This is a genomic window from Vibrio sp. 10N.261.51.A3 (assembly GCF_041471965.1).
Classification (GTDB): Bacteria; Pseudomonadota; Gammaproteobacteria; order Enterobacterales; family Vibrionaceae; genus Vibrio; species Vibrio crassostreae_C.
The window spans coordinates 23,261-46,943 of sequence record NZ_JBFRPK010000083.1; the positions used below are offsets into that span (position 1 = coordinate 23,261).

A 23,683-nucleotide genomic window follows, 5' to 3' on the forward strand; every position below is an offset into this window, starting at 1 on the left:
ATTGGTGTGAAACAGTATTTAGATCTCTGTCAGCGTATCGTTGATAACGGTACTTGGATTGAAAATGAACGCACGGGCAAGCGCTGCCTAACTGTGATCAATGCTGACCTTGAATATGATGTTGGTAACAACCAGTTCCCACTTGTCACTACACGTAAGAGCTTTTGGAAAGCGGCAGTTGCTGAACTGCTTGGCTATATCCGTGGTTACGACAACGCTGAAGATTTTCGTAAGCTAGGAACGAAAACTTGGGATGCTAACTCGAACCTGAATGAAGCATGGCTGAATAACCCTTACCGCAAGGGTGAAGATGACATGGGCCGTGTTTATGGCGTTCAAGGACGTGCATGGGCAAAACCTGACGGCGGTCATATCGACCAACTGAAGAAGATTGTTGATGATCTAACTAACGGTATTGATGACCGCGGCGAGATCTTAAACTTCTACAACCCTGGTGAGTTCCACATGGGATGTTTGCGTCCGTGTATGTACAGCCATCACTTCTCACTACTTGGTGATACTCTGTACCTAAATAGCACTCAGCGCTCTTGCGATGTACCCCTAGGCCTGAACTTCAACATGGTTCAAGTGTATGTCTTCCTAGCTATCATGGCGCAAATCACGGGTAAGAAAGCTGGCGTGGCTTACCATAAGCTAGTAAATGCTCATATTTACGAAGATCAACTTGCACCTATGCGTGATATCCAGTTAAAGCGTGAGCCGTTAGCTGGCCCAACATTCCATATCAATCCTCAGATTAAGTCTCTAGAAGATTTGGAAACATGGGTAACGATGGATGACTTCTGGGTTGAAGGTTACGAATGCCACGAAGCGATTAAGTACCCATTCTCGGTTTAATCTCACTCGCTTTGTTTGATTGAAAGGCTGCCTCTGTGCAGCCTTTTTTGTATCTAAGTTACAGTGACGAGTAATCGAGATTCGAAGAGCAGAGAAATCATATGCTGTGTGATGCTTTATGTTACTCGTATACTCTCAACGCGCATTGGCTCTTTCTCTTCGATACTCGCTTACACGAATCCCGTATCTGCTCTTAAAAAGAAAAAGCCCGCAACCTAGGAGGTAGCGGGCTTTGCTATAAGCGATGTTTATTTTGCTATTAAGCGGTAAGAGCTAACACGCTACCAGGCAGTACAAGGAATACCGCAACAAGGTAACCAGCCACTACAGCTTTGTTCTTCACAGCCATGTCTGAAATCATGTCTGCCGCTTTAACTGGAAGTTCACGTAGGAACGGGATACCGAAGATGAATACCGTTGACATGATGTTGAACACCAAGTGTACTAGAGCAATTTGTAGTGCGAATACTGCGAACTCACCAGACACTGCTGTAGCTGCAAGTAGAGCCGTAATACATGTACCGATGTTTGCACCCAGAGTGAATGGGTAAACGTCACGTACTTTAAGAACACCTGAACCTACTAGTGGAACCATCAAGCTTGTTGTCGTAGAAGAAGACTGAACAAGGATAGTCACGATAGAGCCAGAAGCGATACCGTGGATTGGACCACGACCGATTGCGTTCTTTAGAATCTCACGAGCACGACCAACCATTAGGCTCTTCATCAGCTTACCCATTACAGTAATAGCTACGAAGATAGTTGCGATACCTAGAGCGATAAGCATGATGCCGCCAACAGTGTCGCCAAACGTTGATAGTGGTTCTTTAATCGCACTTACAACAGGCTTAGTGATTGGCTTGATGAAGTTAAGACCACCCATGCTCATATCACCTGTTGCTAGCATCGGTGATACTAACCAGTGAGAAATTTTCTCTAGAATTCCAAACGCCATCTCTAGTGGTAGGAAGATAGCAACGGCTAATAGGTTAAAGAAGTCGTGGATTGTCGCACTTGCGAATGCACGTTTGAACTCTTCTTTACAACGAACGTGACCAAGGCTAACTAGCGTATTGGTTACCGTAGTACCAATGTTAGCACCCATGATCATAGGAATTGCTAGCTCAACAGGTAAACCACCTGCCACAAGGCCAACGATAATTGAAGTAACTGTACTTGATGATTGAATAAGCGCTGTTGCTACTAAACCAATCATTAAGCCTGCAACTGGGTGTGAAGCAAATTCGAAAAGAACCTTTGCTTGCTCGCCTGTTGCCCATTTGAAGCCTGTACCAACCATTGAAACTGAAAGTAATAGTAGGTAAAGCATGAATGCCAAGTTAGCCCAGCGTAGCCAACGAGTAGTGCTCGAGATAGGCGCTGCTGCAGTAGTAGCTTGGTTCATAATGTTTTCTCCATTGGACCGTTTAAGTCTGTGTTTGGTCTGTTTGTTTAATCTGAGCGTGATGTTAGAGGGGAAATATTTCAGTAATATTACATTTTGGTTTAGGTGCGACTTTTTTGTGATGATTTACTCTTTAAATATTCCAATTGCTAATGTGGTTGTTTTAAGTTGTTGTTTTAAATTGTTTTTTAATGGAAATTCTATAGGTGATATAGATCTTAAAAGTTAGAAAAAAATTGAAAATAATCGATGAAATATTACATTATGAAATCAGACACTTCGAAAAAATAAGTGGTAAATCTATGTTTGGTTAGGTTTTTTCGAGTTTGTTGAGTGGCGGTGTCATATTTGATATAAAAGGGTATCTACTCTTTTATTACGGCACATCTATGTCGCATCTCAACTACAACCATCTGTATTACTTCTGGATGGTTTGCAAGCAAGGCTCTGTTACTAAAGCTGCAGAAGCCCTATTCCTAACACCACAAACGGTAACGGGGCAGATAAAAGCCTTAGAAGAACGCATGGATGGCAAGTTGACCAAGCGTAATGGCCGAAGTGTTGAGCCTACAGAGCTTGGGCAACTGGTCTTTAAATATGCCGATCGTATGTTTGGCCTGAGTTACGAGATGCTGGACATCGTGAATTACAGCCAGCACTCCAATATTCTGTTTGATGTTGGCGTCGCGGATGCGCTCTCTAAAAGACTCGTCAGTAAGATACTGATGTCGACCATCCCTCCAGATAACAGCATTCACTTGCGCTGTTTTGAATCGACCCATGAAATGCTACTTGAGCAACTCTCTCAACATAAGCTCGATATGATTTTGTCTGACTGTCCGGTGGACTCTAGTCAAAGCCCGGGCCTGTTCAGTAAAAAGCTGGGTGAGAGTGGAATGAGCTTTTTTAGTTCAGGTCAGGTTGAAGGGGTTAATTTCCCTGCTGTATTGGAGCAAAGAAAGCTTTTGATCCCTGGCAGCCGAACCTCAATGGGTCGTAAAGTGCTGCAATGGTTTGATAGACAAGGGCTTAAGCCAGATATTTTAGGTGAGTTTGATGATGCCGCATTGATGAAGGCTTTTGCTCGTTACCATCATGACGTAATATTTTTAGCACCGACGATTTATATGTCTGAAGTGGAAGACGACACATCACTGCAACTATTAGGCGGTATTGAAGAGTTAAAAGAGGAGTACTACGTCATATTTGCTGAGAGGATGATCCAACATCCAGCAGTAAAAAACGTATGTGACGCAGATTTTAGCAAATTGTTCGAGTGAGATAGTTTGTTAATGAATTGATATCGATTATCATAACTCCGCAATATGCCGGAAATACTGATAGCCCGTAGTTGGCGTAAAGGTTGTAGGGAGCCAAACTATGAACTTAAAAGAGATGGAGAAGAACTCAGCACAAGCTGTGATTCTACTCAAAGCCATGGCTAACGAGCGTCGCTTACAGATTTTGTGCCTATTACATGGCACTGAACTGTCGGTTGGGGAGTTGTGTGGCAAGTTGGAACTGAGTCAGTCTGCTTTATCTCAACATCTTGCTTGGTTGAGAAGAGATGGTTTGGTCGAAACTCGCAAAGAAGCTCAAACTGTGTATTACACATTGAGTAGTGAAGAAGTAAAAGCGATGATTAACCTACTGCATGGTATTTACTGCAAGTAGCTTATTGCTGGTGGGAGGGGGATTTCTTATCAGCGATAGAATGACACAAGGAAGTGTTAGCATTTCACATTGAACGTTAGTGTTTACCTATCTACCTATCTACCTATCTACCTATCTACCTATCTACGTACCAATTTGCTTCTCTATTTATTTTTCTGATTGTTTGTTTTATCTATCTGCTTAAATTGTTTATCGGTCAGAAAAACGGCTGTTAGCACGTAAAATAAAAGCGTTACTCAAAATTTAGATATAAAAAAACCGGCCTAGGCCGGTTTTTTTCGTTTTGCGTTGTAATCAAATTTCTATTAAAGAGCTTTGATTGCAGCAGCGAAACGAGACTTATGACGTGCAGCTTTATTCTTATGAATAAGGCCTTTAGTCGCCATACGGTCAAGAAGTGGTGTAACTTCTACAAGAGCAGCAGTTGCAGCTTCTTTATCACCAGCTGCGATAGCTGCGATAGTCTTTTTCATGTAAGTGCGCATCATAGAACGACGGCTAGCATTGTGCTGGCGACGTTTCTCAGCTTGGATAGCGCGCTTCTTAGCAGATTTACTGTTTGCCAAGGGTCTAACTCCCAAAAACTTAGTTCGGTGACAATTTAAGGGCGAGGACTATCCCTCATTAGCGCTTAATTGTCAAATGATTTGTGCAAAAACCAATCGTAGCCAAACAAACTTTGGTATGGAAAGGTCATCGCGGTTAAGATGGCGGGGATTCTAACAGCATTTTTAGACCAATGCTAATAAATATGCTTCTTAGGACAGGATAGTATTTATCCTCGCTTGAAAGTAATCAACCAGTGTCAGAGGTTTCTGTGAGTAAACGACTATTAAAGTCAGGCCTGATTGTCAGCGCAATGACTTTTGTTTCCCGTGTATTGGGGCTAGTACGTGATGTAGTAGTAGCAAATTTGATGGGGGCAGGAGCGAGTGCCGACGTATTTTTCTTCGCTAATAAAATTCCTAATTTCTTACGTCGACTTTTTGCAGAAGGTGCGTTTTCTCAAGCGTTTGTTCCTGTATTAACGGAATATCACGCCGCAGGTGATAAAGATAAGACACGAGATTTAATTGCTAAGGTGTCGGGGACGCTCGGGGTTTTAGTTTCTATTGTCACCGTCATCGGGGTATTGGGCTCTGGCGTGATCACCGCGATGTTTGGTGCGGGTTGGTTTATCGACTGGCTAAATGATGGCCCATCAGCACCCAAATTTGAGCTAGCGAGCTTTATGCTCAAGATTACCTTTCCTTATTTATGGTTTATCACCTTCGTCGCTTTATCTGGTGCCATTCTTAATACATTAGGTAAATTTGCGGTCTCTTCTTTTACTCCTGTGTTCTTGAACGTGATGATCATAGGCGCTGCATGGTTTATCTCACCTAATTTAGAACAACCAGAAATTGGTTTGGCTATTGGTGTGTTTCTTGGTGGCTTAGTCCAATTCCTTTTCCAAATGCCTTTCTTGATCAAAGCGGGTGTGTTGGTTAAGCCGAAGTGGGGATGGAGAGACCCGGGTGTGGTTAAGATCCGCACATTAATGATCCCTGCTCTGTTCGGTGTATCGGTCAGCCAAATCAACTTATTGTTTGATACCTTTATTGCCAGCTTCCTCGCAACAGGCTCTATCAGTTGGTTGTACTACTCAGACCGACTGCTTGAATTTCCTCTCGGTTTATTCGGTATCGCGATTGCGACTGTGATTCTTCCTGCTTTGTCTCGTAAACACGTAGATGCTCAAGGGGAAGGGTTCGCGCATACCATGGATTGGGGCGTGCGCATGGTGTTGCTGCTTGGTATTCCTGCGATGTTAGGTCTTATCGTTTTAGCTAAACCCATGTTGATGGTGCTATTTATGCGTGGTGAGTTCTCTCCACACGATGTACAGCAGGCATCGATGTCATTGGTAGCTTACGCATCAGGCTTGCTTAACTTCATGTTGATTAAAGTTTTAGCTCCGGGTTACTACTCTCGCCAAGATACCAAAACACCGGTTAAGTACGGCATTATCGCTATGGTGACTAATATGGTGTTTAACGCGATCTTTGCTTATTTTTATGGCTATGTGGGTTTGGCGATTGCGACGGCACTGTCTGCCTTTGTGAATATGGCCTTGTTATATCGAGGATTGCACCTTGCGGGTGTGTATCAATTAACTAAGACAACCTTGTTGTTCAGTGCCAAATTAATTATCTCAGGTGTGGTGATGGTAGCGGCTATTTTATGGCAGCTGGATAATATGCAACATTGGCTTGAATGGAGCTTTAGCCAGAGAGCGCTGACATTAACTGGCTTGATTGGACTTGGTGGCTTTGTTTATATTGTTTCGGTACTGATTTTAGGTATCCGAGTAAAACATTTAAAAGCAGCGACAGATTAATACTGATTAGTATATAATCCGTCGGTTTCACACAATAAATGATGCAAATAACAGGTTTTAGCTGATCATAATGGAACTGATCCGAGGTATACACAATATTAAAGCGCAGCATCATGGCTGTGTATTAACCATAGGTAACTTCGATGGTGTTCATTTAGGACATCAAGAGGTTTTGAGTCAGGTTTCTAAACAAGCTGCAGCATTAGGGCTACCTTCTGTTGTTATGACGTTTGAACCGCAGCCTATGGAGCTGTTTGCCCGAGATAGAGCGCCAGCACGTTTAACTCGTTTACGAGACAAATACGTGCAACTGAGTAAGCTAGATATCAGTCGCTTATTGTGTGTTAATTTTAATCAGTATTTTGCAAGTTTATCCGCGGAAGCATTCATTAAGGATCTTTTGGTTGATAAGCTTGGTGTGAAGTTCTTGGTGGTTGGTGACGATTTTTGCTTTGGTAAAGGTCGTACCGGTAATTTCGCTATGCTCAAAGAGGCGGGTGAGAAGTACGGTTTTGAGGTGGTCAGCACCCAAAGCTATTGCTTAAACCAATTACGAGTAAGCAGTACTGAGATACGAAATGCATTAGCGGTCGATGACTTGGCTGCAAGTGCTACCATGTTAGGACGTGATTACAGTATTAGTGGTCGAGTGTCCCATGGTCGAAAACTAGGGAGAACTATCGGTTTCCCTACCGCTAATATTCCATTAAAGCGTTGTGTTTCTCCTGTATCGGGAGTGTATGTTGTTGAAGCTTTGGATATCGACGGTGTTCCTGTCGGTGGCGTTGCTAATATTGGACAACGACCAACAGTTAATGGGGTAAGGCAGCAATTGGAAGTGCATTTTTTTGACTTTAAAGCCAATTTATATGGTAAACAGTTAGAAGTACGACTTTTGCACAAACTGCGCGACGAGATAAAATTTGAATCGTTCGACGCACTAAAGAATCAAATAGAATTGGATGCTGAAGCCGCAAGGGTGTGGCTGCTTCAGCTAAAGAATTAATCGGATGATTCCACCGATTAACATAATGTCTAACTTCGCCCAATATAACGGAATTAAGAATCGATGAGTGATTATAAAGATACCCTGAACTTACCAGAAACAGGGTTCCCAATGCGCGGCAATCTGGCAAATCGTGAGCCAGAAATGCTGAAGCGTTGGTACAAAGAAGATCTTTACGGCGAAATCCGTAAGGCAAAGAAAGGTAAAAAATCTTTCGTACTGCATGATGGCCCTCCATACGCGAACGGCGATATTCACATTGGCCACGCGCTGAATAAGATTCTTAAAGACATTATTATCAAATCTAAGACCCTTTCTGGTTTTGATGCACCGTACATCCCTGGTTGGGACTGTCACGGTCTTCCAATCGAGCTAATGGTTGAGAAGAAGAAAGGTAAGCCTGGTCAGAAGATTTCGGCGGCTGAATTCCGCGAAGAGTGTCGAAAGTACGCTGCGGGTCAAGTTGAAGGTCAGAAAGAGAGCTTCAAACGTCTTGGCATCATGGGCGAGTGGGACAAACCTTATCGCACTATGGATTTTGGCACAGAAGCGAACATCATTCGTTCTCTTGGCAAAATCGCAGACAAAGGTCACCTTCTTAAAGGTTTCAAACCCGTTCACTGGTGTACTGATTGTGGTTCTGCTCTGGCTGAAGCTGAAGTTGAATACAAAGATAAAGTTTCTCCATCTATCGATGTGAAATTTACAGCAGCTGACGAAGCGGCGCTTCTAGAGAAATTTACTCTAGCTGAAGGTCATGCGGGTCAAGGCGAAATTTCTATCGTTATCTGGACAACAACACCATGGACTCTGCCTGCTAACCGCGCAGTATGTCTACGTGATGATCTTGAATACGTGCTTATCCAAGTTGAAGCGAATGGCGACCAGCCTGCTCAACGTATCGTTGTTGCTTCTGAACTAGCAAAAGACGTAATGGATCGTGCAGGTATCGAGCACTTCCACAACCTTGGTTTTGCTACAGGTGCTGATCTTGAGCTTTCTCAGTTCAACCACCCGTTCTACGACTTTACTGTTCCTGCAGTTCTTGGCGATCACGTAACAACAGATTCAGGTACTGGTGTGGTTCACACTGCGCCTGGTCACGGTCAAGAAGATTTCGTGGTTGGTAAAAAGTACAACCTAGAAATCGCTAACCCAGTTGGTTCTAACGGCGTTTACCTGCCAGATACAGAGCTATTTGCTGGTCAGCACGTATTCAAAGCGAACGACTCTGTTTTAGAAGTTCTAAAAGAGAAAGGTGCACTTCTGCATCACCACGCTTACGAGCACAGCTACCCACACTGTTGGAGACACAAAACTCCAATCATCTTCCGCGCAACACCACAATGGTTCATCTCTATGGATCAAGCTGGCCTACGTGCTAAAGCACTAGAGTCAATCAAGAGTGTTGAGTGGTTGCCTGAATGGGGTCAAAGCCGTATCGAAGGCATGGTTGAAGGTCGTCCTGAGTGGTGTATCTCTCGTCAACGTACTTGGGGTGTGCCAATTGCTTTGTTTGTTCATAAAGAAACAGCAGAACTTCACCCAGAAAGCCCAGCGCTTATTGAAAAAGTTGCGAAGCTAGTTGAAGAGAAAGGCATTCAAGCTTGGTGGGATGTAGACGCTGCTGAACTTATGGGCGCAGAAGACGCTGATAAGTACGAAAAAGTAATGGATACGCTAGACGTATGGTTCGACTCAGGTGTTACGCACTTCTCTGTTGTTGATTCTCGTGAAGAGTACAACTTCCCGAACGAAGAGCGCACTCACAGTGCTGATCTTTACCTTGAAGGTTCAGACCAACACCGTGGCTGGTTCCAGTCTTCTCTAATTTCATCTATCGCGATGAAAGACGAAGCACCGTACAAGCAAGTACTAACGCACGGTTTCGTAGTGGATGGTAACGGCCGTAAGATGTCTAAATCTATCGGTAACGTTGTTGCTCCTAAAGACGTAACCAACAAGCTAGGTGCAGATATCCTGCGTCTATGGGTTGCTTCTACAGACTACACGGGTGAAGTTGCGGTTTCTGATGAAATCCTGAAGCGTTCAGCGGATGCTTACCGTCGTATTCGTAACACGGCTCGTTTCTTCCTAGCGAACTTGAACGGTTTCAACCCTGAAACTGACCTAGTTCCTGCTGAAGAGATGGTTGCACTTGATCGCTGGGCTGTTGGCCGTGCTCAAGCTGCACAAGAAGAGATTGTTAAAGCATACGGCGAGTACAACACTCACGGTGTGACTCAACGTCTAATGCAGTTCTGTTCTATCGAAATGGGTTCTTTCTACCTAGACGTAATCAAAGACCGTCAGTACACAGCGAAGCAGGGCAGCCATGCTCAACGTAGCTGTCAAACGGCGCTTTACTACATCGTAGAAGCTCTAGTTCGTTGGATGGCACCTATCATGTCGTTCACTGCAGATGAAATCTGGAACGAAATGCCAAGCTCTTTACCAACTGGAGAGCAGCGCGACACGTTCGTATTCACAGGTGAGTGGTTCGAAGGTCTATTTGGTCTTGCAGAAGGCGAAGAGCTAAGCAACGAATTCTGGACTGAAATCCAGTCTGTTCGTGGCGCAGTGAACAAGCTTCTTGAAGATGCTCGTAAAGAGAAAACGATCGGTGGTGCACTGCAAGCTGAAGTTACTCTATACGCTGACGATGCACTAGCGGCTAAAATCAACAAGCTAGAAGATGAGCTACGTTTCGTACTTATCACCTCTGCAGCTGTTGTTAAGCCACTGAGCGAGAAGTCTGATGCAGCGCAAGCGACAGACGTTGCTGGTCTATTCGTTGAAGTTGCGGCTACTGAAGCTGAGAAGTGTGACCGTTGCTGGCACCACACTCCAGATGTAGGCACTATCGAAGGTCACGAGAAAGTTTGTGGTCGTTGTGTGTCGAACATCGACGGTGAAGGCGAAGTGCGTAAGTTCGCATAACGACTCAGAGAAAGACTGAACTTTTTGTAAAAATCATAGCCCCAGTATCAACTGGGGTTATTTTTAGTTATAGGAAATGTGTTTAACCAAGTTGGTAATCAAGGTCACGTAAGGTGACTAACAATGAATACCAACTTCGTAAATACTAGGAATAGAAATGAGTGAAGTTTCGTTAAAACAATCTGGTGTACGTTGGTTATGGCTGGCTCTATTGGTCTTCTTGGCTGATATCGGCATTAAACTCTTTGTCATGGACAATATGGGTTATGGTTGGGCAAACCGTATTGAGGTGCTGCCATTCTTTAACTTTTTGTACGTGCATAACTACGGTGCAGCGTTTAGCTTCTTGAGTGATCAAAGTGGTTGGCAGCGTTGGTTATTTACGGGTATCGCATTTGCGGTAACAGGTATGCTGACGTACTGGATGAGCAAACTACCAGCAACAGAGAAGTGGAATAACATTGCTTATGCGATCATCATTGGTGGTGCAGTAGGTAATGTGTTTGACCGAGTCGTACATGGCTTTGTTGTCGATTACTTAGACTTCTACTGGGGCACTTACCACTGGCCTGCATTTAACTTAGCGGATATGGGAATCTGTATCGGTGCTGCGATGATCATCTTAGATGGTTTCCGTAAGAAAGACGAAAGCAAATAGCTTGCTTCAAAGTCAGTCTATGACTCACAGAATAGAATAGCCCTAAGCGCTGTCGGTTGATTCCGACGGCGCTTTTTTTTATGCTTCAGTCAACAAGGAAGCAAAGCACAGCGCATCCTCAAATAATAAAGAAGTCTAAGGAAAGTAACGTGGCAGCAATTAAAAATGATTCAGCAGTAACTCTACATTTTACGATTAAAATGAAGGATGGTTCAGTTGCCGATAGTACGGAGAACATGGGCAAACCAGCGAAGTTCGTCATGGGTGATGGCAGCCTAAGTGAGAACTTTGAAGCGTGCTTACTTGGACTTGAAGCCGGCACTGAAAAGTCTATCGAACTGAAGGCGGAAGACGCGTTTGGTATGCCAAACCCAGATCATATTCACTATATGGATCGTGCTAAGTTTGTTGGCGACTCTGAAGTTGAAGTGGGCACTATCATGGCATTTTCAGGTCCTGACGGTATGGAAATTCCAGGTATTATTACTGAGATCGCAGGTGATTCAGTGACGGTTGATTTTAATCACCCACTCGCTGGTCAAGACGTTAGCTTTGACGTCAATATCTTAACGGTAGAATAACTCTCTTAACGTTAGAATAGCTGTCTTCACGCTAGAATAAGATAGCCTTACAGCTGTGATCTCACCCAGAGCTTCACTGTCTAGACGCTTCACTGTAGAATGCGAACCTCGCTGACGGCGAACTCTATAGAAGCAACCTTAGTACCGCGGTAAATGATGAGCAATGAAATGAAAATAATGTTAGCTAACCCTCGTGGCTTTTGTGCCGGTGTCGATCGTGCGATCAGCATCGTAGAGCGTGCACTCGAAATGTATCAGCCACCGATCTATGTTCGCCATGAAGTGGTACACAACCGCTTTGTTGTTGAGGGGCTCAAGCAGCGTGGTGCTATTTTTGTCGAAGAACTGAGTGAGGTGCCAGACGACAACATCGTGATCTTTTCGGCTCACGGTGTTTCTCAAGCGGTTCGTAAAGAAGCGAAAGAGCGTGAGTTAACGGTATTTGATGCGACGTGTCCTTTGGTGACTAAAGTTCATATGGAGGTTGCTCGTGCGAGCCGCAAACATATGGAAGTGGTACTGATTGGCCACGCAGGTCACCCTGAAGTGGAAGGCACTATGGGTCAGTACGCGAGCCAAACTGGTGGTATGTACTTGGTTGAAAGACCAGAGGACGTACAGAACCTCGTGGTGAATGATCCAAGTAACCTGCACTATGTTAGCCAAACTACGCTATCAGTAGATGAAACTGCAGATGTGATTGAAGAGCTACGTCGAGTGTTCCCTGAGATTCAAGGCCCACGTAAAGACGACATCTGTTACGCGACTCAAAACCGTCAAGACGCTGTGCGTGAGATGGCGAATGACGTTGATGTGGTGATAGTGGTTGGTTCTAAGAACTCATCGAATTCAACTCGTCTAAAAGAGCTAGCTGAGAAACTAGGCACACCAGGCTACCTAACTGACTGTCCTGAAGACATTCAAACCGAGTGGGTTGAAGGGAAAAAGAAAATCGGTGTAACAGCCGGTGCTTCTGCTCCTGAAGAGCTGGTAAACCAAATTCTAGATCGTATTCGTGAGCTAGGTGCGACTGACGTTGAAGAGATTCAAGGTCGTGAAGAGAACATGTTCTTTGAAGTACCCAAAGAGCTACAGATTAAGCAAGTCGACTAATTTCTATCGATTCTTAAACAGTAAAAAGCCAACGTTGATGCGTTGGCTTTTTTGATCGTGCTATATCTAAACCTGAAATTTGTTTACTGGAGGCCGAGTTGCTCTTTTAACGTCTTGAGATAGCGACGACTCACCGGGACTTCAAAGCCCGTCAGTGTGATGATCTCGGCTAATCCATTCTCTAGTAACTTGATCTCTTGGATCGATTTTATGTTGATCAAATATTGTCGATGGCAGCGGATCAAATCGGTCTTTTCTTCCAAGATCTTCAGGGTTAGTTGCGAGGTTGCTGTTTGTGATGAGCTACGAACATGCACGCCACTGATATCAGAATAGGCGCATTCAACCGTTTGGCTTGCCATGATCACAATGCGGTTATGACCAATACACGGAATCTGCTCTAAGTGGCAGGGAGCAATCGCAGAGATGTCTTGTGCTGGCGCTTTCTGATTCTGCTTGATGACCTTATTCAGACGGCAAACACTCTTGTTTAATCGACAAGGTTCGACGGGTTTGAGTAGGTAGTCAAAGGCATTGTCTTCAAAGGCTTGAATCGCATATTGATCGTAGGCGGTCACAAACACCACATAAGGCATGGTTTCCGGGTCAAGCATGCTCAGCAATTCAATCCCAGTAACCTGAGGCATTTGAATGTCCAAATACACCACGTCAGGCTTGAGAAGGTTGATTTGCTTTAGCCCTTCAATTGCATTACTCGCTTGGCCAATGACTTCCACTTCTCCGGTTTCGGTCAGCAGCTCAATCAGCTCTTCGCGAGCAAAAAGCTCATCATCGATAACTAGTGCCTTTAACATCCTACAATCTTCATCTTGGTTCTATCCCTGCTTGGTTCACGCTTATCTTTTAAATGTCTGCTTCTAAATGTTTCAACTCGGAGCGATCCGTCTCCGAAAATACCATTATTTGAGTATAGGTATGATAAAGCTCATTCGAGTAAATTGCTGTGGTTGAGATTCTATTTTTAGTGCTGAATCTTGTCCAAAGAAATTAGTGAGTCGTTTATCAACAATTTCCATCCCTAATCCTACATGATCTTGAGATGGCTTCTGATAATTACCTGCATTGTCTTCAACGGTTAACTTGAACCCACCCTCGAAAGCCTCGCTAGAGATCTTTACTTTACCGCCTTCCAACATATTAGATATCCCATGTTTGATGGCGTTTTCTACCAGCGGTTGCAGGGTAAAGCTCGGCAATTGAGATTCATATAACTGCGGGTCGATATCCCATTCCACTTCTAGTCGATCGGTAAAGCGTGCTTTCTCTATGGTCAGGTAAGCGTTGACGTGTGCCAGTTCGTCTTTGAGCTTCACGGTGTTGATGTTCTGCTTTAGGTTGCTTCTAAAGAAGTGAGACAGGTGTTGAATCAACTCTCGAGCTTTATCTGGGTCACGACGTGTTACTGCGCTGATAGTATTAAGCGCATTGAACAAGAAGTGCGGGTTCACTTGAGCGTGCAGCAGTTTGATTTCTGCTTGTGTCAGTAGCGTTTGCTGCTGCTGGTAGTTGCTAAATAGGATCTGGCTCGATAATAGTTGAGCGATACCTTCACCCATCGACATATTGATAGTTGAGAATAGTTTCAGCTTTGGCTCATAGAGCTTGATGGTGCCGACCACTTCGTTACCCGCGCGCAATGGAATAATCAACGCAGAACCCAATTTACAATCCTGCGACAAGGAGCATTGGTATGGGTTCTCTTTGCCATCAAGGTAGATGATGTCGTTCTGTTCCATCGAAGTGAGCGTGCTTTGCGATGAAATCGGGGTGTTCGGAATATGGTGTTCATCACCAATACCAACGAACGCGAGGATTTTCTCTCGGTCGGTAATCGCTACCGCCCCTACGTTGGTCTCTTCATAAACGATACGTACGATTTTTTGTGCGTTATCGGAATTGAACCCACCATGCAAAATACCCACCGAACGTTCGGCAATGGTCAGTGCGCGGCGTGAGAAGGTAGCCGAGTACTTTTCGAAGATGGTTTTTCTGTCTTGGATGATGCTCATGAACAGTGCTGCACCGACCGAGTTAGCGATGATCATTGGCGCCGCAATATCGGAGACCAGAGCATAGGATTGTTCGAAGGGTTTTGCGACCGCCAGCAGAATCAGCATCTGAATGATCTCTGCAAACAGGGTTACCGAGAAAACCACTAACGGATTAAACAGTTGGCTGGCTTTGTTCTTTCTCACGAGATAAACGTGTAACAGGCCGCCAATCAAGCCTTCTGCTGTGGTTGAAATCGCACAAGCCAAGTCTGTGAAGCCGCCTAATGAGTAACGGTGAATTCCACCAGTAAAGCCGACGGCAAAGCCAACGACAGGGCCGCCAAACAGACCTCCCATTACCGCACCCATCGCACGCGTGTTGGCGATGGCATCATTGATCTGCAGTCCGAAATAGGTACCCATAATGCAGAACAGGGAAAACAGAACGTAGCAGCTGATCTTATGGCTTAAGCGAGATGAGATGCTCAACAAAGGGAGAATCAGTGGGGTTTTACTCAGCATGTAAGCAATCACTAAGTAGACGCAGGTTTGTTGCAGCAGAGAGAGAATGAGTTCCATATTTTCACCTATTGAGACGCTTGTTAAGTGTAAAGCTCATTGCTTGGTAACGGTAGCTTTGCTTGTGTTTTCGTAGGTTATATTCGCTTCCCAGAGTCGAAAGCACTAACGCCTGAAAACACTAAAGCCCATCACAGTGGACGGGCTTTAGTCTTAGATTCCACGAATCACTGAGTGATTACGGGAGCAAGCGAAGTTGTGTTTGGCTGTTCTTTTGTCTCATTCTCTGAAGATTGGTCTCTTGTTCCCAAGAGCCTTAAAGAACTAGGCTGTTTTGGTAACGCCTTTTGCTTCTTTCTCTTCTTCATCAGCTAGGTCGATATCGCCTTTGCCTTTTGAAATTTTAATAACGTAAGCCGCAACACCTAGCGCACTCACCACACCAATGATGGTTGAGATTTGCATTGGTAGACCGAAGCCCAGTTGGCTGTTGTTCAGGATGAATGTGATACACACAGACGTCATGAAGATAGCTGGAACTGTTGTTACCCAGTGCAGTTTGTTGTGGCGAAGTAGGTAAGCTGAAGCTGTCCACAGCATCATTACGGCTGTTGATTGGTTAGCAAAACCGAAGTAGCGCCAGATGATACCGAAATCAACTTGAGTCAGGATGCCACCGATAACGAACAGTGGTAACGCCATTAGTAGACGGTTACGCAGTGTTTTCTGTTCCATGTTGAAGTATTCAGCAAGGATAAGACGGCTTGAACGGAACGCTGTGTCACCAGAAGTGATTGGTAGGATAACCACGCCAAGGAAAGCAAGGATACCGCCAAATACACCCAGTAGACCAAATGAAGCGCTGTATACCACGTTACCTGGGCCGCCGTTTGCAATTGCGTCAGACAGAGACTCAACCGAACCGAAGAAAGACAGAGCAAGTGCACACCAGATTAGAGCGATGATGCCTTCACCAATCATTGCGCCGTAGAATACGAAGCGACCGTTCTTCTCGTTTTCCATACAACGCGCCATCAGAGGAGACTGAGTGGCGTGGAAGCCAGAGATAGCACCACATGCGATAGTGATGAAGAGAGCAGGCCAAAGTGGTAGGTCATTCGGGTTCATGTTGGTGAACATGTCGCTGATCTCAAAGCCCTCCATGATTTGGTGTTCGTCAGATAGACCAATCGCAGTGATTAGGCCAACAGACATAAAGATAAGCAGTGCACCGAACAGTGGGTAGAAGCGACCAATGATTTTATCGACAGGGACAATCGTTGCGATGATGTAGTAAGCAAAGATGATAACAACCATCGTAGTTGCAGACATCGCGAAATCAGTTTGGTCGTTCACTAGGTTAGTGATCATACCTGCTGGAGCAGATACGAATACCACACCAACAAGAAGCAGTAGAACAATGGCAAAGATGTTCATAAAGTGTTTTGCGCCATTGCCTAGGTAACGTCCAGTGATGGTTGGAACCGAAGCTCCGCCATTACGGATAGATAACATACCTGAGAAGTAGTCGTGTACTGCACCTGCGAAGATACAACCTAGAACGATCCAAAGCATTGCTGCTGGACCATAAAGGGCACCCATGATAGGGCCGAAGATTGGACCTACACCTGCGATGTTAAGCAGCTGAACTAGGTAAACCTTTGGTGTCGACATTGGAACGTAGTCCACGCCATCTTGCTTAGTGTGAGCAGGTGTTTGGCGTTTTTCATTGATACCGAAAATCTTCTCGATAAAGGTACCGTAAATAAAGTAGCCACCAATGAGTGCTGCGACACAGGTAAGAAACCACATCATAATTTGTTATCCCTGAATGTATTAATTAAGTCAGGGTGTATATTAAAGGAGTCGATGAGAAGAAACTTCCGCTACGAGAGTGAGTGGTCGAATAGCCAATTTAGCGGTGTTATAACTGATTTAGTGGTTTGTTCACTGTGATGAGTGGCCGATATTTCTATCGAGAGGCCTATTAGCTCTATAGAGAGGTTGTTTGAGTTGGCTTAACGGCGACTATTGATTCTGAGTGGTCGGAATGAACCTAAAGTGGCGAACATTAGACAATAAGTGGACATCGATAGGCGTTCAGCGGAGAATCACCACAAAGGCAGCGCTTCGTCAGAAAGTGGTGAAGTAACAATATAAAGGATTGAAATGAAAAAAATAATCGTACTATTCGCCGTGGCATTTAGCCTTGCAGGATGCAGCGCCAATGTTCAAGATTTAGCAGCTGAAGGCAATTGGCAAGAGATTGGCTATCGTGATGGTATCAAAGGCCACACTCAGCGTTCGTATTCAGAGATGACTGAGCTTGGCGCAGTCGATCAAGCGAGTTACACAGAAGGTTATCACCTAGGTGTGACTGAATATTGTAATCCGAACCATGCTTATCAGATTGGTTTATCTGGTCAGGTGTATGAAGGCGTGTGTTCTGGTACGGAAGACGCTCAACGTTTCCGTATGGAATGGCAACGCGGCTGGGACGAGTTCTCAAACGACTATTAAGCCCAAGCTAGCCATAAAAAATTAAAACTAAAAAAAGACCAGTACCGCGTGTGTGCTGGTCTTTTTGTATGTCGTTGAAGTAGCTGTCTAAATGAGAAGCTACAAGCCAAATTAAGATTACTGATTATTCTCGACGGCTTTTCTCAAGAAGCCATTTTGCTTATCAAGCTGAGCCTTGGCTAACTCTAAATCTAGCCCTGTTAGAATCATCAAAATAGATAACTTCACATCGTAATCAGTCGCTTTAAGTGTTGACACTGCCAGTGCTTTGTCGCACTCCGTTGCTTGGATAACGATACGAGCAGCGCGAGCAACCAACTTTTCATTGGTCGCTTTTACGTCGACCATCAGATTTTGGTAGCTCTTACCAATGCGAATCATGCTGGCTGTGGTCAGCATATTAAGCACCAGCTTTTGTGCTGTACCTGATTTGAGTCGTGTTGAACCAGTCAATGCTTCTGGGCCAACCACCGGGCTAATTGCGATTTGAGCGATTTCAGCAATTGGAGAATCAGGGTTACAAGACAATGCAACCGTTACTGCGCCAAGCTGATTGGCATAATTGAGTGCACCAATCACGTAAGGTGTGCGCCCGCTCGCTGCAATACCTACCACGACATCATTTTCTGTAAATTGAATGGCTTTCAGGTCTTCAATACCGAGAGTCAGCGAATCTTCCGCTCCCTCTTTGGCTTTTAAAATCGCTTCTGGTCCGCCAGCGATTAAGCCGATAACCATTTTGTCTGAAACACCGAAAGTCGGAGGGCATTCTGATGCATCTAAAACACCCAATCGACCACTGGTGCCTGCGCCCATATAAATCAGTCGACCACCGTTTTGAAAGGCATGAGCAATTTTATCGACCGCTTTCGCGATCTGTGGCAGTTCCGCTTCAATCGCCAGTGGGACTTGTTTGTCTTGTTGGTTAATCTTTTCAACCACTTCGAGAGAGGTGAGCAGATCAATATCCATAGTGTCAGGGTTTCTCCCCTCCGAAACGAGGTGCGAGAGCGCTGATATGAGAGCGTCGTTACTCATAATGATCCTTAAATGGTGATTCTAAAATTATGGTTCTAAAGTTGTTTAGTCAGCTTGATAGAGAACGCCTAGAGAGGCCGCTCTGCTTGCGCCAGTCACTTCTGGTAAATTGCTTGGCAGTTTATGGACATGACGCTGAGCAAGCCACGCAAAGGCCATTGCTTCCATGTAATCGGCATCCACGCCTTTACTGGTGGTTGAGTCAACCTCCCAACTTGGAAGCAGTTCAGACAGCCTCTTCATCAACAATGGATTTCGTGTACCACCGCCACACACATACAGTGCAGGCTGGTCACCCAAGCGATAAGTCTCCACTTCATTGGCTATCGTCAATGCGGTGTATTCACAAAGCGTGCGCTGAACATCTTCTACTGCAAGATCTTTAAATTCTGTTAATTGTTGCTCTAGCCAAGGTAGGTTGAATAGTTCTCTACCGGTACTTTTCGGTGGTATTTGAGATAGATAAGACTCATTTAACAACTGTTCGAGTAAAGCTTGATTGAGTTGACCTTTAAGCGCAAATTGCGCATCATGGTCAAACTTCTCACCAGTGTGTTTATCAACCCAAGCGTCCATCAACATATTGCCCGGGCCTGTATCATAACCAAGCGTTGGCTGATTAGGGCGCAGCACTGAAATATTCGAGATACCACCAATATTCAACACTACAACTGAGCTGTCTTGCGGGTGAAAAATCGTATGGTGAAAAGCGGGTACGAGTGGCGCACCTTGTCCGCCTAATGCCATGTCTTTACGTCTGAAATCAGCAACCGTTTGAATCTGTGTTTTAGCGGCAATGATGTTGGCATCACCCAACTGCATGGTAAATGGAGATTCGCCGCTTGGCTGGTGGAATACCGTTTGACCATGATTACCAATCGCAGTCACAGAAGATGCAGGTGTACCTGACTTTTCGAGAAGTTGCAAAACCGCATCGCCAAACAGATGGCCAAGCTGGTGGTCGAGTTCTCCAATGGCAATTAAATCGGTTTTCTGACCAATACAAACTTCAAGCAGACGCGCTTTGAGGTCACCAGGCATTGGAAACTCATCATGAGCAAGCAATGTGATGCGCGTATCTTCAATCGACACTAAGGCCGTATCAACACCGTCCATACTCGTCCCTGACATCACACCGATATACAGTTCTTTATGATCCATTTCTAAGCTCTTGCACTGCATTCTTAAAGTCTTCCACAGATTGGTTTAAAAACATTGTAAAGCAAATTTAAAGAGAATAATCTCGGGAAGTTTATGAAATTAGGTTTAATAAGGGATAAATATGGGACCGTTGTGGGTTGATGTTGCAGGCTACGAGCTGACAGCTGAAGACAGAGAAATTTTAGAGCACCCAACTGTTGGTGGTCTCATCTTATTTGCTCGAAACTACCACGATAGCAAACAGTTATCGGCGTTAAACAAAGAAATTCGTAAGGTAGCGAAACGTCCTATTTTGATTGGTGTTGACCAAGAAGGTGGTCGAGTTCAGCGCTTCCGCGATGGCTTTTCAATTATTCCTGCTGCTCAGGAATTTGCGACTAAGAATAACGGTGAACATTTAGCAGAACAGGCTGGCTGGCTGATGGCGGCAGAATTGATTGCCCACGATATCGATCTGAGCTTTGCGCCAGTATTAGACAAAGGCCACGACTGTAAAGCAATTGGTAGCCGAGCGTTTGGTGAAGATATTGATACCATTGTTCGTCATAGCAGCGCTTTCATCAAAGGCATGAAGTCGGTTGGCATGGCGACGACAGGCAAGCACTTCCCTGGACATGGTGGCGTGATTGCTGACTCACACTTAGAGACGCCATATGACCCTAGAGACAACATCTTCGAAACCGATATGGCAATCTTCAAGGCGCAAATTGAAGCTGGAATATTGGATGCCATGATGCCAGCTCACGTGGTTTTCTCTCACTATGATGATCAACCTGCGAGTGGTTCACAGTATTGGCTACAGAAAGTATTGAAGCAGCAGCTTGGGTTTAAAGGCTTGGTATTCTCTGACGATTTAACGATGGAAGGCGCTGCCATTATGGGTGGACCAGCCGACAGAGCGAAAGCGGCCTTGAATGCAGGTTGTGACATGGTGTTGATGTGTAATAAACGAGATGCACAAATTGAAGCTCTGGATAACTTAGCGATTCAAGAGGTGCCTTTAGCCAACTCATTGCTTAAAAAACACAGCTTTGATTTGTCGACACTTCACTCGGATGCTAGGTGGAAAGAGACCTCAGAGACGATTAAGCGAATGCTAGGCAGTGAGTGATAAATAAACACATTATAATTTTAGATAAGGCGATATGATAAATATCGCCTTTTTTGTATGTGTGATCCATGGTTTAAACCTATTTATCTCTTAGAGTGAGCTAAATTCAATGTGTAAGATAAAATTTACAGTTAATGTTTTTTATTGTTTACACTTGCAATCGTTTTTTTAGCTGTTATTGTGTTTTTAAAGATTGTTAGCCCAAATGGAAATGTTGGGTGTAAAAATAAATATACAGGTTGAGTTATGCAGAAAAGTGAATTAAGCAATGTCAATATCATCGACGAACAGGTACTGATTACTCCTGAGGAGTTAAAAGCAAAACTGCCTTTGAGTGATAATGCTCGTCGTTTCATTCAAGAGTCTCGTCAAACTATCGCAAACATCATTCATAAGAAAGATCATCGCATGCTTGTTGTATGTGGCCCATGTTCTATCCATGACATTGAAGCTGCGAAAGAGTACGCGAAACGCCTAAAAGCCTTATCTGAGCAACTTAGCGATCAACTGTATATTGTTATGCGTGTTTACTTTGAGAAACCTCGTACCACTGTCGGTTGGAAAGGTTTGATCAATGACCCACATCTAGACGGCACTTTCGATATTGAGCATGGTCTGCATGTTGGTCGTGAACTACTTGTTGAACTCGCTGAGATGGAAATCCCACTAGCGACTGAAGCATTAGACCCAATTAGCCCGCAATACCTAGCAGATACCTTCAGCTGGGCGGCTATTGGCGCTCGTACGACTGAATCTCAAACTCACCGTGAGATGGCAAGTGGTCTTTCAATGCCAATCGGTTTTAAAAACGGCACCGATGGCAACCTAGGCACTGCAATCAACGCAATGCAGGCGGCTTCTTCTAGCCACCGTTTCATGGGTATCAGCCGCGAAGGTCAAGTTGCACTACTAACAACGCAAGGTAACCCAAATGGTCACGTGATTTTACGTGGCGGTAAGCAGACGAACTACGATTCAGTATCGGTACACGAATGCGAGCAAGAGCTGGGTAAATCTGGCTTAGAGGCAGCGCTAATGGTCGACTGTAGCCACGCGAACTCTCGTAAAGATTTCCGTCGCCAACCTTTAGTTGCAGAAGATGTGATTCACCAAATTCGTGAAGGCAACAAATCGATTATCGGCCTTATGATTGAAAGCCATATTAACGAAGGAAACCAATCTTCGGATATACCTCTCAATGAGATGAAATACGGCGTTTCTATTACCGACGCGTGTATCAATTGGGATTCAACTGAGGCACTATTGAAACATGCACATACGGAATTAGTCCCGTTCTTAGAGAACCGCTTGAAAGGTTAGTCAGAGTTTTAAATTTAAGTGCCTCATCTAATGGGGCATTTTAAGATCTGTTGCTAGCGAACCTACGTGATTGTGGGCTGATAGATTGGCACGGGCTTATAGATTAGTAAGGAATAAAATGGCCGTTGAACTGAACGAATTACGCGACCAAATCGATGCTGTCGATAAACAAATGTTGGATTTACTGGCTCAACGCCTTGCTCTAGTAGAGAAAGTAGGCGAAGTAAAAAGTGAACATGGTTTACCTATTTATGTACCAGAGCGTGAAGCTGCGATGCTGGCATCTCGTCGTCAAGAAGCTGAGAAAATAGGGGTTCCACCACAGTTAATCGAAGATATTTTGCGTCGTACTATGCGTGAGTCTTATGCCAGCGAGAAAGATTCTGGCTTTAAGTGTCTTAACCCAGAGTTACGTTCAGTGGTTATCGTTGGTGGTAATGGTCAACTTGGTGGCTTGTTTGGTCGTATGTTCAAACTGTCTGGCTACGAAGTAAAAATCCTTGGCAGCCAAGATTGGGATAAGGCCGACGAAATCTTAGATAATGCTGGGCTTGTGGTTGTTACGGTTCCAATTCACCTAACGGAAGGTGTGATTGCGAAGCTAGGTAATCTACCAAGCGATTGTATTCTATGTGATTTGACGTCAATTAAATCTAAACCTCTACAAGCAATGATGAACATGCATCAAGGCCCAGTAGTTGGATTGCACCCAATGTTTGGTCCTGATGTTCCAAGCCTTGCTAAGCAGGTGATTGTTTACAGTGATGGTCGTGGTTCTGAGAGCTACCAATGGCTACTGAATCAATTTGGTATTTGGGGCGCGAGCCTTTGCCAGATGGATGCAGCTGAACACGATCACGGCATGACCTTGATTCAAGCACTTCGTCACTTCACCTCTTTTGCTTACGGCTTACACCTGAGTAAAGAGAACCCGAATATTGATCAGCTTCTGAAGCTAAGCTCACCAATCTACCGACTTGAGATTGCGATGGTTGGTCGTCTATTTGCTCAAGACCCGAACTTGTACGGTGATATCATTCTGTCTTCGGATGAGAATATAGAGATGATTCGACGCTTCCATAGCTGTTTCGGAGAAGCGTTAGAAATCCTAGATGGCAAAGATAAGGCTAAGTTTGTTGAGAGCTTCAACCAAGTGAGTGATTGGTTTGGTGACTACTCACAACAATTTTTACAAGAGAGCCAAAGCCTGTTAAAACAAGCACATGACTCGATTCATCGCGGTTAATAGTGTGGTTTGAAATCGAGTAGGAGGAGGCCTCACGGCCTCCGTCCTCTCACACCACCGTACAAGCGTGGGTCGCATACGGCGGTTCCGAATATATTTTCAGTGACTCATACCCATCTCCCAATGAGTACAGGCCCAACT

Annotated in this window: 20 protein-coding genes and 1 pseudogene; 13 read left to right on the plus strand and 8 right to left on the minus strand. The window is 44.6% G+C overall.

Annotated features, from left to right (window positions below; genetic code table 11):
- Positions 1-6: 6 nt before the first annotated feature.
- Positions 7-858, plus strand: coding sequence for a thymidylate synthase (locus AB4371_RS18845; RefSeq protein ID WP_017062870.1), 852 nt, complete (start codon positions 7-9; stop codon positions 856-858).
- Between the two features lie 259 nt (positions 859-1,117).
- Here AB4371_RS18845 and AB4371_RS18850 read toward each other — a convergent pair whose 3' ends face one another.
- The gene (locus tag AB4371_RS18850; protein WP_017059340.1) at positions 1,118-2,263 is read right to left on the minus strand and encodes a Na/Pi symporter; all 1,146 of its coding nucleotides are present in this window, start codon (positions 2,261-2,263) and stop codon (positions 1,118-1,120) included.
- A gap of 389 nt (positions 2,264-2,652) precedes the next feature.
- On the opposite strand from AB4371_RS18850, the gene nhaR reads away from it, so the two are divergent.
- Both nhaR and AB4371_RS18860 read left to right on the plus strand, forming a co-directional pair.
- Positions 2,653-3,543, plus strand: coding sequence for a transcriptional activator NhaR (gene nhaR / locus AB4371_RS18855; RefSeq protein WP_017059341.1), 891 nt, complete (start codon positions 2,653-2,655; stop codon positions 3,541-3,543).
- A gap of 100 nt (positions 3,544-3,643) precedes the next feature.
- Positions 3,644-3,937 carry a metalloregulator ArsR/SmtB family transcription factor gene (locus AB4371_RS18860; protein WP_004735028.1) on the plus strand — a complete coding sequence of 98 codons (294 nt, stop codon included), beginning with the start codon at positions 3,644-3,646 and terminating at the stop codon, positions 3,935-3,937.
- A 305-nt stretch (positions 3,938-4,242) separates the two neighbouring features.
- Here AB4371_RS18860 and rpsT read toward each other — a convergent pair whose 3' ends face one another.
- A complete protein-coding gene (gene rpsT, locus AB4371_RS18865) occupies positions 4,243-4,503 on the minus strand; it encodes a 30S ribosomal protein S20 (RefSeq protein WP_004739529.1) in 261 nt (86 codons plus the stop codon).
- Positions 4,504-4,754: 251 nt separating this feature from the next.
- Here rpsT and murJ point away from each other — a divergent pair, with 251 nt between their 5' ends.
- The 6 genes from murJ (at position 4,755) to ispH (ending at position 12,615) form a co-directional block, all read left to right on the plus strand.
- Positions 4,755-6,317, plus strand: coding sequence for a murein biosynthesis integral membrane protein MurJ (gene murJ, locus AB4371_RS18870; RefSeq protein WP_032545655.1), 1,563 nt, complete (start codon positions 4,755-4,757; stop codon positions 6,315-6,317).
- A gap of 70 nt (positions 6,318-6,387) precedes the next feature.
- Positions 6,388-7,323: a bifunctional riboflavin kinase/FAD synthetase gene (gene ribF, locus AB4371_RS18875; RefSeq protein WP_017062867.1), complete on the plus strand. Its 936-nt coding sequence runs from the start codon at positions 6,388-6,390 to the stop codon at positions 7,321-7,323.
- 63 nt (positions 7,324-7,386) lie between these two features.
- Positions 7,387-10,263, plus strand: a complete 2,877-nt coding sequence (ileS, locus tag AB4371_RS18880; RefSeq protein WP_017059344.1) for an isoleucine--tRNA ligase — start codon at positions 7,387-7,389, stop codon at positions 10,261-10,263.
- 157 nt (positions 10,264-10,420) lie between these two features.
- On the plus strand, positions 10,421-10,921 hold the full coding sequence (gene lspA / locus AB4371_RS18885; protein WP_004739521.1) for a signal peptidase II: 501 nt from the start codon (positions 10,421-10,423) through the stop codon (positions 10,919-10,921).
- A 149-nt stretch (positions 10,922-11,070) separates the two neighbouring features.
- Positions 11,071-11,502: an FKBP-type peptidyl-prolyl cis-trans isomerase gene (gene fkpB / locus AB4371_RS18890; protein ID WP_017059345.1), complete on the plus strand. Its 432-nt coding sequence runs from the start codon at positions 11,071-11,073 to the stop codon at positions 11,500-11,502.
- A 156-nt stretch (positions 11,503-11,658) separates the two neighbouring features.
- Positions 11,659-12,615, plus strand: coding sequence for a 4-hydroxy-3-methylbut-2-enyl diphosphate reductase (gene ispH, locus AB4371_RS18895; protein WP_029235087.1), 957 nt, complete (start codon positions 11,659-11,661; stop codon positions 12,613-12,615).
- 83 nt (positions 12,616-12,698) lie between these two features.
- Here ispH and btsR read toward each other — a convergent pair whose 3' ends face one another.
- From btsR to AB4371_RS18910, 3 genes are all read right to left on the minus strand, one after another.
- The gene (btsR, locus tag AB4371_RS18900) at positions 12,699-13,430 is read right to left on the minus strand and encodes a two-component system response regulator BtsR (protein ID WP_055319044.1); all 732 of its coding nucleotides are present in this window, start codon (positions 13,428-13,430) and stop codon (positions 12,699-12,701) included.
- 105 nt (positions 13,431-13,535) lie between these two features.
- Positions 13,536-15,206, minus strand: a complete 1,671-nt coding sequence (locus AB4371_RS18905; RefSeq protein ID WP_017080271.1) for a sensor histidine kinase — start codon at positions 15,204-15,206, stop codon at positions 13,536-13,538.
- 264 nt (positions 15,207-15,470) lie between these two features.
- Positions 15,471-16,961, minus strand: coding sequence for a carbon starvation protein A (locus AB4371_RS18910; RefSeq protein ID WP_372150474.1), 1,491 nt, complete (start codon positions 16,959-16,961; stop codon positions 15,471-15,473).
- Positions 16,962-17,315: 354 nt separating this feature from the next.
- Between AB4371_RS18910 and AB4371_RS18915 the strand changes: the two genes are divergently transcribed.
- On the plus strand, positions 17,316-17,666 hold the full coding sequence (locus AB4371_RS18915) for a DUF2799 domain-containing protein (protein ID WP_017059350.1): 351 nt from the start codon (positions 17,316-17,318) through the stop codon (positions 17,664-17,666).
- Between the two features lie 117 nt (positions 17,667-17,783).
- On the opposite strand, the gene murQ is transcribed toward AB4371_RS18915, so the two are convergent.
- A complete protein-coding gene (gene murQ, locus AB4371_RS18920) occupies positions 17,784-18,704 on the minus strand; it encodes an N-acetylmuramic acid 6-phosphate etherase (protein WP_032547377.1) in 921 nt (306 codons plus the stop codon).
- A gap of 45 nt (positions 18,705-18,749) precedes the next feature.
- Entirely contained in the window at positions 18,750-19,865 is a 1,116-nt protein-coding gene (locus AB4371_RS18925) for an anhydro-N-acetylmuramic acid kinase (RefSeq protein WP_372150475.1), read from the minus strand.
- A gap of 121 nt (positions 19,866-19,986) precedes the next feature.
- Here AB4371_RS18925 and nagZ point away from each other — a divergent pair, with 121 nt between their 5' ends.
- The 3 genes from nagZ to tyrA all read left to right on the plus strand — a co-directional run bounded on the left by nagZ (position 19,987) and on the right by tyrA (position 23,542).
- A complete protein-coding gene (gene nagZ / locus AB4371_RS18930; protein WP_372150476.1) occupies positions 19,987-20,976 on the plus strand; it encodes a beta-N-acetylhexosaminidase in 990 nt (329 codons plus the stop codon).
- 246 nt (positions 20,977-21,222) lie between these two features.
- Positions 21,223-22,296, plus strand: coding sequence for a 3-deoxy-7-phosphoheptulonate synthase (locus tag AB4371_RS18935; protein WP_017059354.1), 1,074 nt, complete (start codon positions 21,223-21,225; stop codon positions 22,294-22,296).
- 118 nt (positions 22,297-22,414) lie between these two features.
- Complete coding sequence (gene tyrA, locus AB4371_RS18940) at positions 22,415-23,542, plus strand: bifunctional chorismate mutase/prephenate dehydrogenase (RefSeq protein WP_017056144.1); 1,128 nt, start codon at positions 22,415-22,417, stop codon at positions 23,540-23,542.
- A 49-nt stretch (positions 23,543-23,591) separates the two neighbouring features.
- Here the strand turns inward: tyrA and AB4371_RS18945 are convergent.
- Positions 23,592-23,683: pseudogene (locus AB4371_RS18945) on the minus strand (RNA-directed DNA polymerase); the annotation flags it as partial.

Excerpts from the sequence above, each read along its gene's own strand:
- ribF (WP_017062867.1), top strand. The coding sequence starts at position 6,388 with ATGGAACTGATCCGAGGTATACACAATATTAAAGCGCAGCATCATGGC.
- nhaR (WP_017059341.1), top strand. The coding sequence starts at position 2,653 with ATGTCGCATCTCAACTACAACCATCTGTATTACTTCTGGATGGTTTGC.
- AB4371_RS18910 (WP_372150474.1), bottom strand. The coding sequence starts at position 16,961 with ATGATGTGGTTTCTTACCTGTGTCGCAGCACTCATTGGTGGCTACTTT.
- lspA (WP_004739521.1), top strand. The coding sequence starts at position 10,421 with ATGAGTGAAGTTTCGTTAAAACAATCTGGTGTACGTTGGTTATGGCTG.
- AB4371_RS18915 (WP_017059350.1), top strand. The coding sequence starts at position 17,316 with ATGAAAAAAATAATCGTACTATTCGCCGTGGCATTTAGCCTTGCAGGA.
- murQ (WP_032547377.1), bottom strand. The coding sequence starts at position 18,704 with ATGAGTAACGACGCTCTCATATCAGCGCTCTCGCACCTCGTTTCGGAG.
- ispH (WP_029235087.1), top strand. The coding sequence starts at position 11,659 with ATGAGCAATGAAATGAAAATAATGTTAGCTAACCCTCGTGGCTTTTGT.
- ileS (WP_017059344.1), top strand. The coding sequence starts at position 7,387 with ATGAGTGATTATAAAGATACCCTGAACTTACCAGAAACAGGGTTCCCA.
- btsR (WP_055319044.1), bottom strand. The coding sequence starts at position 13,430 with ATGTTAAAGGCACTAGTTATCGATGATGAGCTTTTTGCTCGCGAAGAG.
- AB4371_RS18935 (WP_017059354.1), top strand. The coding sequence starts at position 21,223 with ATGCAGAAAAGTGAATTAAGCAATGTCAATATCATCGACGAACAGGTA.
- AB4371_RS18850 (WP_017059340.1), bottom strand. The coding sequence starts at position 2,263 with ATGAACCAAGCTACTACTGCAGCAGCGCCTATCTCGAGCACTACTCGT.
- AB4371_RS18925 (WP_372150475.1), bottom strand. The coding sequence starts at position 19,865 with ATGGATCATAAAGAACTGTATATCGGTGTGATGTCAGGGACGAGTATG.
- AB4371_RS18905 (WP_017080271.1), bottom strand. The coding sequence starts at position 15,206 with ATGGAACTCATTCTCTCTCTGCTGCAACAAACCTGCGTCTACTTAGTG.
- nagZ (WP_372150476.1), top strand. The coding sequence starts at position 19,987 with ATGGGACCGTTGTGGGTTGATGTTGCAGGCTACGAGCTGACAGCTGAA.
- AB4371_RS18860 (WP_004735028.1), top strand. The coding sequence starts at position 3,644 with ATGAACTTAAAAGAGATGGAGAAGAACTCAGCACAAGCTGTGATTCTA.
- tyrA (WP_017056144.1), top strand. The coding sequence starts at position 22,415 with ATGGCCGTTGAACTGAACGAATTACGCGACCAAATCGATGCTGTCGAT.